The sequence below is a fragment of the Bacillus nitratireducens genome (assembly GCF_036320425.1).
Classification (GTDB): Bacteria; Bacillota; Bacilli; order Bacillales; family Bacillaceae_G; genus Bacillus_A; species Bacillus_A nitratireducens.
Window position 1 is genome coordinate 74,126 of the sequence record NZ_JAUMJO010000009.1, and the last position, 18,239, is coordinate 92,364.

Sequence of the window (18,239 nt, forward strand, 5' to 3'; positions counted from 1 at the left end):
CAGAAATGGTGGTATAAGGGATGTCTCTGAACAATTGCTGCTTCTATTGTATGTACTGCATATCACTATTATAATCTCTCTCAATATAGATATATCCCTATTTCTATAATTGGATATTTCCCTATCCCTCTACTTTTATTATCAGAAATGGTGGTATAAGGGATGTCTCTGAACAATTGCTGCTTCTATTGTATGTACTGCATATCACTATTATAATCTCTCTCAATATAGATATATCCCTATTTCTATAATTGGATATTTCCCTGTCCCTCTACTTTTATTATCAGAAATGGTGGTATAAGGGATGTCTCTGAACAATTGCTGCTTCTATTGTATGTACTGCATATCACTATTATAATCTCTCTCAATATAGATATATGTAGAAGCGAATTTATCCGGAATCTGAAAATGTGTAGAATCCAATACACGAATACGACGAAAATAGTTAGTATACATGGTTGTAATTTTGTTAGTGGAACACAATTGTTGATGAAGTACATACGCTAGTATTTGTTGTAAAAACTGTGCAGCCTGAGAATTAAATCGTTGATTGAGTCCTTCTAGACTCATAAAAATACCTGTATTAGCTTCTAATCGACTACATAATTGTGCCAATGAAGTATGAGCTATATTTTGGCTTAATCAAACACACAGAGCTACTAAATCTTGTGCACGATATTTACTTTTTCGCTGAATAAATCCTATCTCTCTAGCTAATTGTTCTAAGACATCAGCTAACATAAATCGTTGTAACTCTTTAGAAAATAATTCTAGTTTATCAAAAATCGATAAGTTTATGCCAAATACGCCATCCTTTCCTACGATTCTACAGAAAGAATAACGTATTTTTTCATTTTAAAGCAATTTAGTTTTGTTAGCTTGATAATGATGTGACGCTACCCCAATAATGAGTATCGTAGTTTTCTTCTTGTGTAAAATATGTATATTGTTACATTTATTTACGACGCTTTCTCTTTGCTTTTTTACGCTGATTTGTATAACTATATTTTTTTATATGAGTACTTCTGTTCTTCTTATAATTAGGTAACTTAACTATAAAAACAGTAATTGCCCAAAAAATGAAAAATATAAGGTTTGCAATCATCCAAAGGTTAATATCATAGTCATATAGCTTACTAAAATACTTTTTGTCACGAGTAATATGGCTTACGTTACTGTCAATTGCTTCGAGGGTGTAAGGAATAACCCAAAAGGAACCAATTAATATAACAATTATTCCAAGAATGAAACTGAGTATATGTTTTATCAAGTTCTATTCTCCTTTAATTATGTTTATTGTATACGTTCATATAGTATATATGGTTATGGTGCAAAGATTGTATTTATTTGAAAGAGGTATATAAATTTCTATTGGAATCTATTTTTATAAATGGGTTCTTGCCACACCACAATCAAGCTAAGAAAAGTAAATACCCCGAAACAAAAAAATTGACACCTCCAGGTGAAAATTTACAATTTATTATTTTGGAGGCGTTATAAAATTCTTAAGTTGATGGGCATGTGGCATAGGGGAGTCTTTGAAAAAATTTCTGATTCTATTGTATGAACCAATTATCACGACTATAATCTTCTTTTCAATATGAAAATATCCCTATTTCTATAATTGGATATTTCCCTATCCCTCTACTTTTGTTATCAGAAATGGAGGCATAGGGGGCGTCTTTGAACAATTACTGCTTCTATTGTATGAACCACTTATTACTACTATAATCTTTCTTTTAATATAGAAATATCCCTATTTCTATAAGTGGATATTTCCCTATGTCTCTACTTTTATTATGGAAATGATAATATAGGGAGGAACTCTTGAAAACTACTGATCCCATTGTATGTATCAGTTATTACTACTATAATCTTTCTTTTAATATAGATATATCCCTATTTCTATACCTCTGCCATCAAGTTACACTTATGCAACATCAATTATAGGAATGGGTGTTTCTTTTTTAAAAAGCCCCCAAAACAAAAATTTTATATAGATCACCTGGTAATATCAATTCTCTCGTTTTGGGGTATTTGCCTTTCTTAGCTTGATGAGCATGGGATGTTGGGATATAAGGACGTTTTCAAAAAATGAATGGAGTGGTATAAATGACAGATTCTATTGCATGTACCACTTATCACTGCTATAATTTTCTTTGTAACATAGAAATATCCCTATTTCTATAATTAGATATTTCCCTATTCTTCTAATCTTTTCACTAAGATATAGAAATAGGGATATAGGGAAATATTATGGAAAATAAATGGAGTGGTATAAATGGCTATTACAATTACTGTTGGGAATTATAAAGGGGGCGTTGGTAAAACCACTAATGCTGTATTAAACTCTTATGAATTCGCAAAAAAGGGGAAAAGAACTTTACTCGTTGACCTTGATCCACAGAGTAATGCAACAAAATCTCTAATGCTAACAAAATCTATCCTTAATCCTGACGAAAAGGTAGCTTTAACTAAAACATTGATGAAAGGAATTCAAGAGGGGAATTTAGATGGATTAGAAGTTGAAATAATGGAAAATTTACATTTAATTCCTTCTTATGTTGATTTTCAAGATTTCGCAAAATTTCTATATAAATCGTGTTCTTCGGAAGAAGAGGAAGATTTCTACTTTAAGGAATTGCTTGAGAAAATAAAACATAAATACGATTACATATTTATCGATGTTCCACCTATGTCAATTGAAGTTACAAAAAATGCAGTTGTAGCTTCTGATTATGTTCTTATAACTCTACAAACACAAGAACGTTCTCTTACAGGTGCAGAAAACTACATTAACCAACTAATAAAATTAAAAGAGCAATATAATCTTGATATTGAAGTTGTAGGTATTCTTCCAGTGCTATTAAAAAATAATGGTAAAGTGGATGAATACATTATGGAAAATGCTCGTGAAATTTTTGGTGAAGAAAACCTATTTAAAAATATCGTTCCACAGATGGAACGTATTAAAAGGTTTGATGTTAACGGTATTACTGAAAATGATAGACATGATTTAAATGTAATAGAACTATACGAAAAAATTAGTGATGAATTATTATCTCGTATCAATGTTTTTGAAAGTATGAAGGTTGGTGTATAACATGGCAAGAACTCCTGGACTATTAGGTCGAAAAAAGAGCAATTTTGATCCGACAGATCCTTATATCCCAAACGAGGATTCAGTTGTAACAAAAAGTGACGAGAATACTCCTACTTTTCCACCTAAAAATGAACAAGAACAAGTAAATCAGCAGGAACAAAAGACGGAGCAAACACCAGAGAAAAAGAAATTTAAAAACCAACAAGGTAGTATTAAAATTTCTAGTCAATCTAAGGAAGAGCTTGGAGCACTAATGAAACTTACTAATACGAAATATGCTCATGAAATAATAGATTTACTTATACATCATTATGTAGAAAATCAATTAACTCCCGAACAGAAAAGGAAATTTAAATTATTAACAGAGATTTAGAAATATAGAAATATCCCTACGTAGAAATAGGGATATTTCTATATTTTTTGATTTTAAAAAATATCCTCACCAGCACTTCCTCCACAACCTTTTCTTCTCTCCACTGCAATTTCCTCATGATATACCTTATGTAAATTGATAATAAGGTTATTTAATTTCGATAAAAAAATATAAGAGCCTTGCTATATTTTTTTGTAGTAAGAATCTTTAAAGTTGTTTAATTCATGTTGAACTAAAGTACCCGTTACTCTATTTAGTTAGATGAGTAATTTATTAGAAAAACTATCAATTGCCTGAATAGCTAATTCCAACGCTTTTATCTATTCAAGATCAGAAATATCATTTTAGTTTCATTGTAGTCTATCGTTTTTGACATCAATGATTTAAGCACTATCCGTTAATTTTATAGTTCTATTACTTATATCACATATCATCCCTGTGCTCCTCTCTCGTAGTATAGAAATATCCCTATTTCTATATATCCCTGATTTTTTTATCGGAAATAGCGCAGATACTCCTGTTTCTTCACCTGAAAACGAGTAAAGACAAGTGAATGTATGGAATTTAAAAACCAATATGGCGGTTTTTAAACTTCTAGCCAATCTCATGACTCATGAAGAGCTTGGAACACTAATGAACCTCACTATTAAGAAATATGCTCATGAAATAATAGATTTACTTATACATCATTATATAGAAAATCAATTAACTCCCGAACAGAAAAGGAAATTTAAATTATTAACAGAGATTTAGAAATATAGAAATATCCCTACGTAGAAATAGGGATATTTCTATATTTTTGTAGTTAAAAAAGATCATCACCAGAACTTCTTCCACGACTTTCTCTTCCCACTCATCACCGCAATTCCCTTATGATATTCCCTTATCAATCGCTTTGTCACTTAAGCTAACTATTTAATATCTTCTTTGCACTTGGCTACAGTAACAATCTGGCCCTTTAATGGAATAACTTTATTATCACTTAACAAATTCTTAATCCACAAGAAAAGCCAAAATCCTTTCCTTAAAGAGATAGTAAATTCCGGTTCATCTTTCTTATAAACAATTCAACTTTATTTCAAAGCCACATCAAGATCTGGAATATCCTTTAGTTTCATTTTTATAGTAATTAATCTCTGTTGACATCAATACTTTAGATATTATCCATTAATCCTATAATATGCACCACATATCATGGCTGTGCTCTTTTCTAACAATATAGAAATGAAGGGATAGGAGGGAACTTTTGAAAAGTTACTGGTATACATTACTGATTCTATTGCATATACCACATAACACTACTATAATCTCCTTCTCAATATAGAAATATCCCTATTTCTATAAGTGGATATTTCTATATCTCGTTGCTTTTGTTACAGAAATAAAGGGATAGGAGAGAGTTTTGGATAAGTTACTGGAATACTATACATTACTGATTCTATTGCATATACCACATAACACTACTATAATCTCCTTTGCAATATAGAAATATCCCTATTTCTATAAGTGGATATTTCTATATCTCGTTGCTTTTGTTACAGAAATAAAGGGATAGGAGAGAGTTTTGGATAAGTTACTGGAATACTATACATTACTGATTCTATTGCATATACCGCATAACACTACTATCATCTCCTTTTTAATACTAATTTTTAGCTTTAACTTACATTTTATCGATGATCATTTGTCTTTTATACCATTGGTTTAATTTGCTTCTCGCCGTACTAGAGAGACGCTTTGTTTTTTTATTATAGAATCTAGAAAGAGTAGGCTGTGATATACCTATCTCTATTGATAGTTCTCGCATAGTTATATTCTTCTTCATATGAATAAACTCTATTCTCTCCCTGATAAGTTGTTCATTTTCATTCGTATCTAATGGTTTTTCTACACTTTTTACTGGATGACTTTCTTCATCTATTGTATCAATTGTTTTCTTTTTCGCTAAGTTTTCCATTGAACTAATTAATTCTTTGGGTGGCAATATTACTATTCCTAACTGTGAATAATAGTTTTTAAACCAATTCTTCTTTGTCAGTTTTTCTTCTTCTAAACCATTATGATATTCCCAATGAGAAATTACTTCTTCTTTTTCTAAATCACTAAGAACATTTTCTAATTGTTCGCGGATACGATTAGGTTTTTGTTTTTGATTTATCCCCATAACTGCTAACAAACCTTTATCTCCACCTATAGAATAAGGTCTTTGTAAGCTAGAAAACATTTGACGTATTCTCCATTGCCATGTCAAATATCGAATTAATCTTTTATGATATTTGTGTCTATAACTATTATATTCAAGTGCCTTTTTTGATAATAATGCTGTAGTACTATTAGATCCATATAGATATCCAGATAAGAAACTTCCCGGTTTGATTCGACACGATTCTATCCCCATGTATTCGTTTGTGTTTTTATCTCTCCATAGAACTACGGAATCTAATACAAATAGTCTTTTAATTACCTCGCGTTTTACTTCATAATGCTTACCTGTTTCAGCGCGATCATTTAATACGACTACTTCGTTGTCATCATTTAGATATATAAAAATACTCGCTAGGGCCGCAATCCGCTTCGCAACTTTAATTTTATCTTCTACCCTATAATATTCGACACCATTTGCCTTAGCCTTTGAAATACTGCACATTTCTAAAACTTGTTCATATGAAAAATCAATAAATTCATCAGGCGATTTTGCTTCATTCAACCATTGAATCGTGATGGTATCTAAACAATCTGCAGTTAGATCATCCATATTACTCATTACACCATCTACTAATGTATTCCATCTTGCTGTCTCTTCAATGTTGGTTAACTTTAGATCTTCATCTTTATGAGAGGAAAGCTGTGCCACTCCATTACTATCCTTTGTTTCAATAGGATAAGATTTTAACCGTGTGTTTTCATCTTCTTCAAATTGATTTTTAGCTATTCCATCTCTTAACTTATAATAGACTGCGGAGTTATTTACTTCTAAATAGTTTTCATTCAATATGTTCGCATCTGATTCACTTGTTGCTGTATGCACTATAGTACTAGCTGTCTGATTTTTACGAAACTCTTGTTCAATAAAGACACCTATGGTCTCATGAATAATTAATCTGTAAGTATCTATATTTTTAAATATATCTAGAGGAGAAACACCTTTTCTTTGTTGTTGCTCTAACCACTGTACAAGCATTGAAAATGATGGAGAAAGGTATTCTGAAGTCACAATTTTACTTTTATCTGCTTCAACATCAACATAATAGGAAACCCATTTCTGCCACAATTGCTCATCTTGTTTATACAGTTGTTCAGTTATTGATAGTGCGTCTCTAAACAATTGTAGAACGTCTTCCATTTAAATTCGGCTCCTTATATACATTTAGTTATTATTGATCTTAACTTGAAAATAATTAGCTATATGATGTTCCTTTTTATAAAACTAGAAATAAAGTCAGAATATTCAATTCCTTTATTTCACCCTTAACATGTTAAGGGCTCTAGTTTGCATACTTATAGCACACTCTGTAACTGATTATACAAGACTGAATCGATTTGTAAAATCCAAATAGCAATTATAGAAGTACTTTTACAATAACCTATCTTTCATCCATTAGCTCTTTTTCTATTAGATTTTCAGTAATACTATTTATAAACATAGCTATTCATTATTTTTTATATAAAAATAAACAGATTTAAGTGCCGATACAAAGCATAATTTATAATATCTTTCTTAAACAAACACCATACATTTTCATAGCAAAGGAATGCAAGTATACTGATCTATACTGCATTCCTTTATTGTAATTGTATGTCCACTATATTTTTATTCTTCCTTTTCTAAAATGAAAAAACTAACATCCAAATTTCTTATTTTTCACCTCTTTCTGGATCCACTCCATTGTAATAAAAACTCTTCATTAAATGTCCAAGCTATTAGCTATCCCTCCTAAACAACAATAATTTTTAAAATAGAAGTTCCAACTGTTATAAAAACAAAGAAAGAGTGGAAAAGCAATACACAAACGTGTAAATCACATGGAGTAAACTAATAAAAAGAATGAAAATTCTAATAATTTATTCGCTAAGGGTTTTCGTTTACTCTTTCTTTGTTGTTATGAGTTTAACATTAAAAATAATATAAATCAACAAAAAAACAAAAAATTCTTATATTTTCGACATTTTATTTATTTCGCTCTAATTTCACCTTAAAAACATGGTTACAGTAGCTTTAAGATAAAGTTTAATCGAAATAATGTCATTAACCTTAATAAACGAACAAAAGAAAAGAGCGTATTTAAAAAAAATCGTGACTTTATTTCAAATCCACACTCTCTCTAAAGTACCTCTTACATTTAAAAGAGAAGTGAAAGTAAAAATGTATGGATTAAAATATTAATGTAACTTCGAACACCCCAAATTCATCAAAATGAAAATTTATAGCCATATCATTCCCCTTTCCATCAAAACATGAAACAAAAATGATATTATGTAACTCTTTTTACTAACTCGAAATTTTTTTCTAAAAGTGCTTAAAGCTTGATATATAAGCTTTTCTACTACACCTATACTATTAGTTATGAAAACTTATAGCTATATGATGTCCCTTTTTTTTAGATGAAAACCACCTCAAACCTTTTTATATTAAGGCTTTACATGTTTATAACCTTATTTTCATGTATTTATGCAACATGAAAATCCATAGCTGTATGATGTCCCCTTTTTTACCCAAACATGAAAACTCGCCTAGCCACTTCATGTTCCTTTTGTAATTATAAAATTACAGATAAACCCCATTAACATCACTGTTTAAAAGGGTTCATCTGTTTAATTCACAATTATCAACATGAAAATCCATAGCCATATCATGTCCCTTTTATTTTTAAAAAAATCGATATAACTGTTGATTTAATCATGTTTACAAGGTTTTTTTGCTATTTCTCTTCTTTTCTACCAATATGAAAATCCATAGCCATATCATGTCCATAAAAAAATTTTCAAGAAGTCTGAAACCCCTTGATACACAAGGGATTAAAGGGTGTTTCATCTTTTTGTTTTTTCTCTTAAAGGGACGCATTTCAACAAATTTCGATTTGGTATAATCAAAATTGGTATATTTTATAGTGTTTTGGCATTTATTTCTGAATTTATAGGTAGGAGGTGAAAAAGATGGGAAAATCATTTATTATTCGTAATCAACGTAGTCTAAGTGGACAATCTACAAATGCAGTTTTAGTAACACTGAAGTCTTGGCAAAAATTTGTTGAAACTTTCGAAGAGAAATACTACAGCTATAAAGATACATACCTTGAGGATATTGTTGATCATATGACATATGAGGAGCGTATTGCCGATGTGGATGGCTTCGTAGCACAGGCTAAACCATCTTTTTCACGTCGTACACTATCTGCTATTTCGGAAACAATGGGAAGAAAGCATAAATTATATGGCATTACAAACGCAGATTTGGAAGTCTTCTTATATTTACACAAAAAATGTTACACGAATGGAGTCATTCCAAATGTAACAATACATATGATGTGGGAAGATTACAAACTATATAAAGAAGAATTTGCTTACATACAGCATTCTCAATTCTATATTGCATTAAAGAAATTAAGTATACATAACATTATTACGATTGAAAATGAATTAGATGGCCGATATACAATTAAATTAACTCATTTTATGAATGAAGAAACTGAAAAGGCCAATGCATATGTTTATATTAGCCCCGTGGTATTTACGAAAGCTTTCTTTGAGTTATCAATTGCATCTAAGAAACTATTCTTAGATATTGCTATGCAACAGCACAGTGAAACTACACTAAAACGTTCCTTAGACAAACAAGATGAAAAAGGGAATAAAACTCATTTTGGTGGGATGTACCGCTTTTTACATAAAAAATATCCACATCAAATCCGTGCAGTTATGACAGAATTAACAACTGCATTACCATGTACAGGGACTCCACTATTCAAAATTTGTAAATTACAAAAAGGGGTTAAGAATAAAAAAAGATATACGACTCTATATCTATCCTTACATACGGATTTCTTATGTGCAAAAGAAACAGGAGAAGTACAGTATCGCGATCCATTCACACCAAAGCTTACTTATGCTCGTAAAGCTCGTTTTATCGAATCCGTACTACAAGAAATGAATATTGGTGAATTTACACAAGACATGAACAAGTTTATCCATGTACTTAAATATACATGCCATCGACAAATTCGAAGCGTAATTCATAGCTTACGTGACATGATAGATCGTAATGAAGAATATCCAAGCAAATTAGTATATACACTGAAAAAATTATTAAATCAAACATCACAATATCAAATTCTTGATACCGCAGCTAAAGAGGGTATTTATCCTCTGATTACACAACATGTTCCAAAAGAACAAAAAGAACAAGCTGTATTTGATTTCGGATTGCATTTCTCTATGTACTCTCTGCGAAACATCAAAAAGTTGTTCCGCAAAACGTATGAATTACTAAATTACAAGTTTGCTGTACCTGTTACAGAGGAATCGTATCACCGCAACTATCTAAAGTATCAAGAAGAAACGTTGTTTAGAAAGTACGCCTATGAACAAGGTACAAATCTAAACGCTTATATGGCTTTAGAAATAGAAATACGTGAACTCTTAAAGGTAAGAGGGCATAAGGATCGCGTTATTCCTAGTGATGTTCGAGAATTGTTCATTGAAAAGATAGACAAATTACCGAAAGAAAAGCTTCGTGTTATTGAAGTACCAGATAGCTTTAATTTAATTACATTTATGCGTGCCTTTGAACAGTTAATACGCGCTGGTATCTCAGTAACAACAGCTGAGCAAGTACTGACAGCAATGAAAACAAACTGATCATAATCAGCTCTCTATTTTTGAAAAAAATTCAAAATAGAGGGCTATTCGTGTTGATACGTTTATTTAAAAGAATTTTACTCCTTCTTCACAATAAGTAACTTTACTCGATTCTATTCATAATAGAGTCTTTTTTTATGCAATCATATACAAAAATAGTATGGTACCTATCTCAATTTCCACACATACTTTCATAAAAACATGTTATGAGCTGTCTATATACATTCAGATATCTACAAAAAATCATAAGAAAAAAATTAAATTTCGTGGATAAGTAGATAAATAACACATAATGTGAATAATTTAGTGCCATTATCATTGATATAAATAGCTTATAGGCCATCATCTATCAAAAATCATCAATATTAATGTGAGTTATGTGCTAAATTCGGATTATGTTGATTAAATCACACATAATGTGAATCTTTTGTGAGTAACTACAATAAGATTGTGGAGATTCATTGAATTCATATGAAATTTTACGATTGAATAAATATGTTTAATAATGTATTAATTTGTTTCATTTTTTATGTAGGAATACTAAATTTAATTTATGATTATTTGTAGATTTTAGAGCTTAATATGGTCCGTTTTTCTGCTGTAAGATTCTACTATTTACGATTTTTTACGCTATGCAATGTTAAAAAGCTTTGTTACAGTAAGGATGTACGTACATTTCTCAGTCCTATATAAGTTTTATCTTTATATTTTAAATATATATAAGATATATATTTATATTAGATTTTATTAACTAATATTCATAAACAAACTGATATAGTATAACGATAAAAAATGATTATAGTAAAACTAACAAAAATATATCATTCATTAAATACCATTGTGTGTTCAAAAAATAAATATACAGCTATCCTCACAGTTATTTTTTAAGGCTATAGCACCATGTCAGAGAATTTAAGATTCCTGTCAAACGTCATTCCTATTTTGGAATGACGTTTTTTTTTAGGGACAAATTCGAAAATACATATCATTATCATATGTATTTAGTGTATCTAGAATTCTATATGGATGGTGAAGACATATGAATCAATATCAAATGCTGTATAGTACACCTTATCTGTATTCTTCTCGAACATTGAATCAAATGTACAAAGCTACTAAAAATGAAGGAAACGTATGTGCTATACAAGAGCACATGCTACGACATGAAGTATACCTGGACCGACAATACCGAGGTTATTATCATTTAAGTCAAAAAATCGAAGAGGATCTATATGGTGATGAACAGGCTGTCTCCTGGAATGAGCTATTAGATGAATATCAACTTTTTAAGGATGGTAAAGGGAATTTGTCCATTAAACCAAAAGGATGGGGTTAATATGACAATCATTGGAGAACTAGGTATTGTATATGGTTTGACGGGAGCTTCAATTTTAGGAATAAAAATGCTGAAGAAGAAAGGTCTTTATCTTCCAGGTTGGTTGCTACGTGCGGGTCTCAAATGCTTGCTGATTGGGAGTGTTTGGTACGTTCTAATGGATATACTAGATGTGTTTCTACGTTAGTATTATATCTGGTAGTTGAAAGTGATTATAATAGCGCATCTTAAACAGCTTTTTCTAAGCTTCCATACAGGCTCAACTACCTAAAGGAGGTATGGAGGGAATGTTGTCGCTTTTATTAATTCCAGCAACCTTTATAACTGTAGCTTATTTTTATCAAAGTAACGGAATGAGTGATAAGAAAAAAATTGCAACGTTTTTTGAAATTGCAAAGATATGTGTCCAGCATAAAGGTGAATTACAATACCCCATTTTTATAAAAGAAATTAAGGATGATATAAGTATGAATTATGTTTACAAGTTACCACTTGGTGTACCTAGTCAACTTATCCAAAAGTTAGCTGAAGTATTAGAAGAAGGCCTATATAAACCTGTTAAAATATCGTTCCATCAAAGAGAGCTTCATATTCGCGTATTTAAGCAACAGATACCTGAAATGTGGAATTGGTCTAAGGATCTATTAAAAGAGCGTACATGGAGAGTTATGATGGGGAAAGCGTTAGATAAACATGTGTATCATGATTTCGAGAAAACACCGCATATGTGCGTGTCGGGTATGACACGGTTTGGAAAGACTGTATTTCTAAAAAACGTGATGATAAGTTTGATTTTACAACAACCTCAACATGTAAGTTTTTTTATTATTGACTTGAAGGAAGGATTAGAATTTAGCCCCTATAAGAATTTGTCTCAAGTTGTAGAGGTCGCTGAAAATCCGGAACAGGCGTTAGAAATGTTGATGAGGGTACGTGAAAAGATGGTAAGACAGATTGAAATGATGAAGAAGTCCTATTTTACCAATATCATAGACACATCAATTAAAGAACGTTGCTTCATCATAGTAGATGAAGGAGCAAATCTTTGTCCTACACAAGGATTACCGAAAAAACAACGTGATGTATTATTTTTGTGCCAGGAGATGTTATCTGAAATCGCAAGAATCGGAGGTGGTTTAGGATTCCGGCTTATATTTTGTACGCAATATCCAACCTCTGATACATTGCCAAGACAGATCAAACAAAATGCTGATGCAAAGCTAGGCTTTCGATTACCAACAGCGGTCGCTTCACAAGTTGCATTGGATGAATCAGGCCTAGAAGATTTGCCTTCCCTCCCTGGAAGGGCATTACTTAAGACTGATCGTACAGAAGAAATCCAGGTACCTTTTTTAAAAGATAAAGATATGTGGGAGTTACTGAAGAAATATAAGGTGGTGAAGCAAAATGAGGCATCAAACACTCAAACAGAAAGCGAGACAAATCGAGATTTTATCCACTTTGAGTAAGTTAGATTTTTTAACTAGGAGGCAATTACAAGCCATCCACTGTCTAGGGAGCATTCGAAATGCAAATCGTGTATTAAAGGATATGCACCCGTATTGTCACATTACAAAAATGGCTCGTGAACACGTATATTATTTAAATAAAAAGGGGCGGGATTTATTAGGCATTACAAAAGAAGTAAAGAAAAGTATTCAATTACAGCACATATTAATGCGAAACGAAAGCTGGATGTGGCTTGGATTTCCAGAATGGAAGACAGAAAGACCTATCGATTTTTCAATTAATGGTCAACGGTATCAGATTATTCCTGACGCAACATATTTTGAGGATAATGTTCCCCATTTTGTTGAAATAGATCGTATGCAACATATGAAGGTAAACGAACATAAAATACAGTTATATGGCCATATAACAGATATCTATAAAAGACAGAATGCTATTGTTCCAGTAATCATTTTTTTCACACTATCAGACTATAGGCAATCAAAGTTAGAGCAATATGCTGTAAAACAAAATGTATTTATGAGAACATTTGTAATGGAGGATGTTTTTAGTTAATTCACGCCCAAAAATCAGTAGAATCTACACTTTTTCCGGTTAAGTTCCTTAAAGCTTTTATAATGCGATTTGAATTCTTAGTTGTCGGTGATACGCTGTCCAAACTACACAATCGACTGACAGTAGAACGAGTTACACCACTTTTTGAAGAGAGTTCTTCTTGTGTAATTTTGTGTCTATCTAAAAAACGGCCTAAAGCTGATCTAGGTTTAGAATACCAATTCATCAAATTCACTTCCTTATGTGTTTTACTTACAGTTTGTCCAATAATCCCATTTTTTAAAAGTCACTGAAAATAGGAATTTTATTAATAGTTGAGCATAATATTGAATAAGAAATAAAAATAAAAAAATATGTAATAATTTTGTGGAATCTAGCATTAATAGTAGTAGCTACAAGTTGCTGATACACTATCCTAATGGCAACTTGTTGCAAAGGGTATTCCTATAAAATTAAAAGCTTGAACCTATTGATACACAAGGGTTTAGGCTTTTTTTAATTTATGGAGCAATGAAAACAAGTTTAATAAATTAAGAGATATCATATTGTTGAGTCGTCGAATATTGAAGAATTAAATTAATAATTTCACGTACCATAATGATAATAAAAAAATATATTCTAAATGGTTGTATAACACGAAACAAAAGGTTTATAATAAGAACAAACGTTCTGTTTTTGGAGGGTGAAACAATGTTTGATTACTCAAAATGCATGAATCGAATGATTTTTTGCATAGATCTGTGTTCATTTTTTGCCAGTTGTGCGTGTGTAATGAGAGGTTTAGATCCTTTAAAAGTAAAATTAGCTGTTGTTGGGGATGTAAATAGAAAAGGGTCAATTGTGCTTGCTGCCACTCCCGAACTGAAAAAATTGGGCATTTCTACAGCAACCAGATTATATGAAATCCCCAAAGATCCGAACATAATTATTGTAAATGCAACAATGAGAAGTTTCGTTGAAATTTCAAATCAAATTACGGAAATTTATACAAGATATGTAGCGCTTGAAGATCTACACGTTTACTCAATAGATGAGTGCTTTTTAGATATGCAACAAACAGCACACCTTTTCGGACGTGATCCAATTGTAATTGCTAAAAGAATTCAAAAAGAGATATATGATACGACGGGTATAACAGCATCAATTGGAATTGGACCGAATTTGTTTCTTTCAAAAGTTGCTCTAGATGTGGAAAGTAAACATTCAAATTCTAGGATTGCAATGTGGTCATACGAAGATGTTTCGAAAAAATTATGGGAAATTAAGCCGCTTCAAAAAGTATGGGGAATTGGAAAGGCTACGGAAGAAGCGTTGCACAGCATGGGACTATTTTCCTTGAAGGAAGTTGCAAAAACGCCTAAAGAGCATCTAATCAAGCGGTTTGGCAAAGTAAAAGGTGAAGAGTTATATCGCTTCTCTTATGGTATAGATGAGAGCCGGATTGCAAATAAATACATTCCTAAAAGTACCTCTATAACAAAAGGACAAATCTTATTAGAGGATTGTTTCAGCCCAAATAAAATAAATCGAGTAAATGTTTCCGATTTTTCAAATTATAGTTAATTGATTTTTATTAAACAAAAGCGTTATTTTAAAATTAAAGAGCGCCCAAGGGAGCGCTCTTCGAACAAAATAATATTAAAAAATACTCGATAATATATGTAATCTTTTAAGCTTTGTGATTAATTAAAAGTTTTTCGAATTGCTTTTGGATGGTAGTACATGCTGTTCTATTTTTTCGTAAAGATTAAGTAATTGTTTGATGAATGTAATTTTCGGTGTTAACCAATACGAAAACAGTGCTGAAATAATTCCTATTAGAGCTCCAGTCATGACATCGAAAGGATAATGAACTCCTACCCAAATACGAGAAATAGCTACGCAGAATGCAAGTACAAGCCATAACCATCTAGCCTTTTTACGAACAAGCCAGAATGAAAAACAAATTGAAAAAAATAGAATCGTATGGTCGCTAGGAAATGAATTATCTACTGCATGATCGACAAGTTTATTAACATTAGGTAATACTGCAAATGGTTGATAATTCAAATGCAAATTCCCTGCTAATTTTCCAATTATTTCAGCAGTTACGAAAGCAACTATTGCTTGAATAATCATCATTTTGTTTTTTCTAGATTGAGTAAACCAATAAGCCATAATAATTAAACCTAAAACATACACCATATATTCCGCTAAAAATACTATAGTGGAGTTTAGAGATGAATATTGCTTCCCTAAATCATTGATAGCTCGAAAAGCATCAATATTTAATTGAGAAAAAGACATTTTTAAATCGCTCCTTATTTTTTGTGTATAAGGAAAATTATAGTGAAGAGTTTATAGTGAAAAAATTGATTTGAGTGACATTGGTCTTACAAAACTGTAAGGATTAGCTCATTAAAGATTTTTAATAAAATAGTTATTTGAAACTGTTCATGAAAAAAGAGCACTGTCGAAAGTGCCCTTAGAAAATACATTTTATATTCTGTTTTGAGCTACTATTTTAATATTCTCTGGTGGAATGATATCTTGAATTTTTTCTTTTAAATCTACTTGGACCATTTCTTCAAGATGTTCAAGTGAAACTTCAAAGTTTATGCATTCCGCAGTTGCGATGTTTAATAAAGAATAATTTTCATTCTTTTTAACAACAAGATATTGCGATTGATCTGTAATTACTATACATCCTTGTTGAATTCCTAATTTACGATTATCTTCAAAAGTCATAAATAAATCTCCTAACGTTTTTCTGAAAGGAATTGTACTATATAAAAAAGTTAGTGTCTAGTCGGTCTTAAGTAAGAACTAGAGTCAAACAAAATCCTTATTTTAAATGAAGAAGCCCTAGAGTTAGGGCTTTAGGGCTTCTTGTGTTGATATATCTCACACGATTTTATAAAAAGAATAGAACGTACTGAGGATAACACATGAATGTTTCATAAATGTATCGGAAAAGTGAAAAAAATCGTAATTTGAATAAAAAAATAGCTCTTACAATTATGTAAGAGCCCCATAAACAGAGAAAAAGTCGCGTGTGAAACCATATGGGAATCACAATAACATTTTAACACCAAAATATATAGTTGTCTATATGTCTAGGTGTGGTAGAACTAAATAAAAATGCTATTTGGTGGAAAAGGATGTGCAGTTTGAAATCTGAAGAAGTTAAACAGCTTATTACTGATTTAGAACGTAGAAAATCAGGTTTAAAACGGATCCAAAATGGCTTTTCGGGAATCCATAGTGAGGAATATCGCGATGGTGTTAATAATCAAATAGGTATCCTGGACCACGTACTTATGAAGTTGAATTGGATTATGAGAGATGAAAGTAATTAGTATAAAAATTTCATTTGGTAGAAGTAAAAACCCTAGTTTCCTAGGGTAATGGTATAACAGCTCAATATATTTTATTCTTTTATATTGTAACGTAATATTATGTTAAAAACATCAGGGAAATGTAACCAATTGCAGAAAATAAGAGCAGCTAGCAACAGCTAACTGCTTAGCCCCAAGTAAGAGAGAGGAGCACTTTATTAGGTCTAAAGCTGAAATAAGGGTTTTAGATGTTAAGACCTAAATATAGTATAGATCTCACTTCAGAAATTATGCATATAAATTGTATTCCTACAAAAATGGTTAAAAAACAAAGTAGCTAGCTCAATTAAATAACTACTTGTTGTACAAAAGAAATTAGGCCCTACAAGTAATGATGTGTAACTTTAAGTTACGGTTATAGTGTAAACAAGATTGGAAAAGTTATTCGGAAATGAACTTAATAAAAATTTCATTTTGTAAAAAAACTAAAAAGAGCACTATCAATTAGTACCCTTTGTAAAAATAGCGTAAGTGGCCAGCTCACGTTATAAGGAAAGGTAGAATTTAATATATTCAAACCCTGCTTAAATGGTGAAAACAAAAGAACAGCTAGCAAAAGCTAACTGCTCCATTGCAACTTGTTAACAAAAGAAAAAGGTTGCTATTCAGGAATTGAACAGCTTGTAGATATTATGTGGAAGTTTTGGGATTTTATTCAGATAAATTACAAAAGCAGCTAGCAAAAGCTAACTGCTCGCCTCCGAGGAAAGAGGGAAAGAGTTTGGGTTCTACAAATCGATTATAGCTGTTTAACAGCCTATCTATAGAATGACCGGGATTTATAATTTTATTCAGACAAACAAAAAGAGCAGTGAGTTTTCACTAACTGCTCGGTTCTCCAAGGGGGAACAAGGAGAAAATCTAATGTCATATACAGTATTGACGGAATATTGAGTTTTATTCAGGGGATTTACTAATTATGTAGGTTACATGAGAAGTCCTATTAACATCCAGGCTGCCCCGATTAGAATTAAAGTTTCGAATGTAATCCAAAACTTTCTTTTTTCTGGTTTTTGAAATTCTTTAATTATAGAAAATATGGCACTTATTCCTACAAGAGTGAAAAGAGAAATTCGGATTGCTTCAGTCATTTGCATCACCACCTAAGATTTTAATAGTTTAATTATATAATAATTACCATTTTGTAGAAACTTAATAAAATAATCCTTT

Annotated in this window: 15 protein-coding genes and 2 pseudogenes; 10 read left to right on the forward strand and 7 right to left on the reverse strand. The window is 31.1% G+C overall.

Features of this window, described 5'->3' with window-relative positions:
- Positions 1-375: 375 nt before the first annotated feature.
- Together Q3V31_RS25830 and Q3V31_RS25835 are read right to left on the reverse strand one after the other, a co-directional pair.
- A pseudogene (locus tag Q3V31_RS25830) lies at positions 376-798 on the reverse strand (transposase); the annotation flags it as partial.
- Between the two features lie 157 nt (positions 799-955).
- The gene (locus tag Q3V31_RS25835) at positions 956-1,270 is read right to left on the reverse strand and encodes a hypothetical protein (RefSeq protein WP_000589776.1); all 315 of its coding nucleotides are present in this window, start codon (positions 1,268-1,270) and stop codon (positions 956-958) included.
- Between the two features lie 1,011 nt (positions 1,271-2,281).
- Between Q3V31_RS25835 and Q3V31_RS25840 the strand changes: the two genes are divergently transcribed.
- From Q3V31_RS25840 to Q3V31_RS31015, 3 genes and pseudogenes are all read left to right on the forward strand, one after another.
- The gene (locus tag Q3V31_RS25840; protein WP_001018644.1) at positions 2,282-3,103 is read left to right on the forward strand and encodes a ParA family protein; all 822 of its coding nucleotides are present in this window, start codon (positions 2,282-2,284) and stop codon (positions 3,101-3,103) included.
- A 1-nt stretch (position 3,104) separates the two neighbouring features.
- Complete coding sequence (locus tag Q3V31_RS25845; protein ID WP_016078974.1) at positions 3,105-3,476, forward strand: hypothetical protein; 372 nt, start codon at positions 3,105-3,107, stop codon at positions 3,474-3,476.
- Between the two features lie 533 nt (positions 3,477-4,009).
- Positions 4,010-4,229: pseudogene (locus Q3V31_RS31015) on the forward strand (hypothetical protein); the annotation flags it as partial.
- A gap of 910 nt (positions 4,230-5,139) precedes the next feature.
- On the opposite strand, the gene Q3V31_RS25850 reads toward Q3V31_RS31015, so the two are convergent.
- Positions 5,140-6,819 (reverse strand): helix-turn-helix domain-containing protein, encoded by a 1,680-nt coding sequence (locus Q3V31_RS25850; RefSeq protein ID WP_098565421.1) that lies wholly within the window; start codon positions 6,817-6,819, stop codon positions 5,140-5,142.
- 1,811 nt (positions 6,820-8,630) lie between these two features.
- Here Q3V31_RS25850 and Q3V31_RS25855 point away from each other — a divergent pair.
- The 5 genes from Q3V31_RS25855 (at position 8,631) to Q3V31_RS25875 (ending at position 13,692) form a co-directional block, all read left to right on the forward strand.
- Positions 8,631-10,331 carry a hypothetical protein gene (locus tag Q3V31_RS25855; protein WP_088010107.1) on the forward strand — a complete coding sequence of 567 codons (1,701 nt, stop codon included), beginning with the start codon at positions 8,631-8,633 and terminating at the stop codon, positions 10,329-10,331.
- 1,039 nt (positions 10,332-11,370) lie between these two features.
- The gene (locus tag Q3V31_RS25860) at positions 11,371-11,667 is read left to right on the forward strand and encodes a hypothetical protein (protein ID WP_001077849.1); all 297 of its coding nucleotides are present in this window, start codon (positions 11,371-11,373) and stop codon (positions 11,665-11,667) included.
- Position 11,668: 1 nt separating this feature from the next.
- Entirely contained in the window at positions 11,669-11,854 is a 186-nt protein-coding gene (locus tag Q3V31_RS25865; protein ID WP_000152450.1) for a hypothetical protein, read from the forward strand.
- Positions 11,855-11,954: 100 nt separating this feature from the next.
- Positions 11,955-13,136, forward strand: a complete 1,182-nt coding sequence (locus Q3V31_RS25870; protein ID WP_088010109.1) for an FtsK/SpoIIIE domain-containing protein — start codon at positions 11,955-11,957, stop codon at positions 13,134-13,136.
- Positions 13,075-13,692 carry a replication-relaxation family protein gene (locus Q3V31_RS25875; protein ID WP_329767469.1) on the forward strand — a complete coding sequence of 206 codons (618 nt, stop codon included), beginning with the start codon at positions 13,075-13,077 and terminating at the stop codon, positions 13,690-13,692. The genes Q3V31_RS25870 and Q3V31_RS25875 overlap by 62 nt, the downstream gene beginning before the upstream one ends.
- A gap of 1 nt (position 13,693) precedes the next feature.
- Here Q3V31_RS25875 and Q3V31_RS25880 read toward each other — a convergent pair whose 3' ends face one another.
- Positions 13,694-13,918, reverse strand: a complete 225-nt coding sequence (locus Q3V31_RS25880; RefSeq protein ID WP_002187909.1) for a helix-turn-helix domain-containing protein — start codon at positions 13,916-13,918, stop codon at positions 13,694-13,696.
- Between the two features lie 464 nt (positions 13,919-14,382).
- On the opposite strand from Q3V31_RS25880, the gene Q3V31_RS25885 reads away from it, so the two are divergent.
- Complete coding sequence (locus Q3V31_RS25885; protein WP_255259105.1) at positions 14,383-15,255, forward strand: Y-family DNA polymerase; 873 nt, start codon at positions 14,383-14,385, stop codon at positions 15,253-15,255.
- Positions 15,256-15,378: 123 nt separating this feature from the next.
- On the opposite strand, the gene Q3V31_RS25890 is transcribed toward Q3V31_RS25885, so the two are convergent.
- Both Q3V31_RS25890 and Q3V31_RS25895 read right to left on the reverse strand, forming a co-directional pair.
- Positions 15,379-15,978 (reverse strand): undecaprenyl-diphosphatase, encoded by a 600-nt coding sequence (locus Q3V31_RS25890; protein ID WP_090814519.1) that lies wholly within the window; start codon positions 15,976-15,978, stop codon positions 15,379-15,381.
- A 192-nt stretch (positions 15,979-16,170) separates the two neighbouring features.
- Positions 16,171-16,419 carry a hypothetical protein gene (locus Q3V31_RS25895; RefSeq protein WP_000141885.1) on the reverse strand — a complete coding sequence of 83 codons (249 nt, stop codon included), beginning with the start codon at positions 16,417-16,419 and terminating at the stop codon, positions 16,171-16,173.
- A gap of 413 nt (positions 16,420-16,832) precedes the next feature.
- Here Q3V31_RS25895 and Q3V31_RS25900 point away from each other — a divergent pair, with 413 nt between their 5' ends.
- A complete protein-coding gene (locus Q3V31_RS25900) occupies positions 16,833-17,030 on the forward strand; it encodes a hypothetical protein (protein ID WP_000337165.1) in 198 nt (65 codons plus the stop codon).
- Between the two features lie 965 nt (positions 17,031-17,995).
- Here the strand turns inward: Q3V31_RS25900 and Q3V31_RS25905 are convergent.
- Positions 17,996-18,160, reverse strand: a complete 165-nt coding sequence (locus Q3V31_RS25905; RefSeq protein ID WP_329767470.1) for a hypothetical protein — start codon at positions 18,158-18,160, stop codon at positions 17,996-17,998.
- Between the last annotated feature and the right edge of the window lie 79 nt (positions 18,161-18,239).

Coding starts and splice junctions, on each gene's coding strand:
- Q3V31_RS25865 (WP_000152450.1), top strand. CDS start 11,669: ATGACAATCATTGGAGAACTAGGTATTGTATATGGTTTGACGGGAGCT.
- Q3V31_RS25870 (WP_088010109.1), top strand. CDS start 11,955: ATGTTGTCGCTTTTATTAATTCCAGCAACCTTTATAACTGTAGCTTAT.
- Q3V31_RS25845 (WP_016078974.1), top strand. CDS start 3,105: ATGGCAAGAACTCCTGGACTATTAGGTCGAAAAAAGAGCAATTTTGAT.
- Q3V31_RS25840 (WP_001018644.1), top strand. CDS start 2,282: ATGGCTATTACAATTACTGTTGGGAATTATAAAGGGGGCGTTGGTAAA.
- Q3V31_RS25875 (WP_329767469.1), top strand. CDS start 13,075: ATGAGGCATCAAACACTCAAACAGAAAGCGAGACAAATCGAGATTTTA.
- Q3V31_RS25880 (WP_002187909.1), bottom strand. CDS start 13,918: ATGAATTGGTATTCTAAACCTAGATCAGCTTTAGGCCGTTTTTTAGAT.
- Q3V31_RS25850 (WP_098565421.1), bottom strand. CDS start 6,819: ATGGAAGACGTTCTACAATTGTTTAGAGACGCACTATCAATAACTGAA.
- Q3V31_RS25905 (WP_329767470.1), bottom strand. CDS start 18,160: ATGACTGAAGCAATCCGAATTTCTCTTTTCACTCTTGTAGGAATAAGT.
- Q3V31_RS25860 (WP_001077849.1), top strand. CDS start 11,371: ATGAATCAATATCAAATGCTGTATAGTACACCTTATCTGTATTCTTCT.
- Q3V31_RS25895 (WP_000141885.1), bottom strand. CDS start 16,419: ATGACTTTTGAAGATAATCGTAAATTAGGAATTCAACAAGGATGTATA.
- Q3V31_RS25900 (WP_000337165.1), top strand. CDS start 16,833: ATGTGCAGTTTGAAATCTGAAGAAGTTAAACAGCTTATTACTGATTTA.
- Q3V31_RS25885 (WP_255259105.1), top strand. CDS start 14,383: ATGTTTGATTACTCAAAATGCATGAATCGAATGATTTTTTGCATAGAT.
- Q3V31_RS25890 (WP_090814519.1), bottom strand. CDS start 15,978: ATGTCTTTTTCTCAATTAAATATTGATGCTTTTCGAGCTATCAATGAT.
- Q3V31_RS25855 (WP_088010107.1), top strand. CDS start 8,631: ATGGGAAAATCATTTATTATTCGTAATCAACGTAGTCTAAGTGGACAA.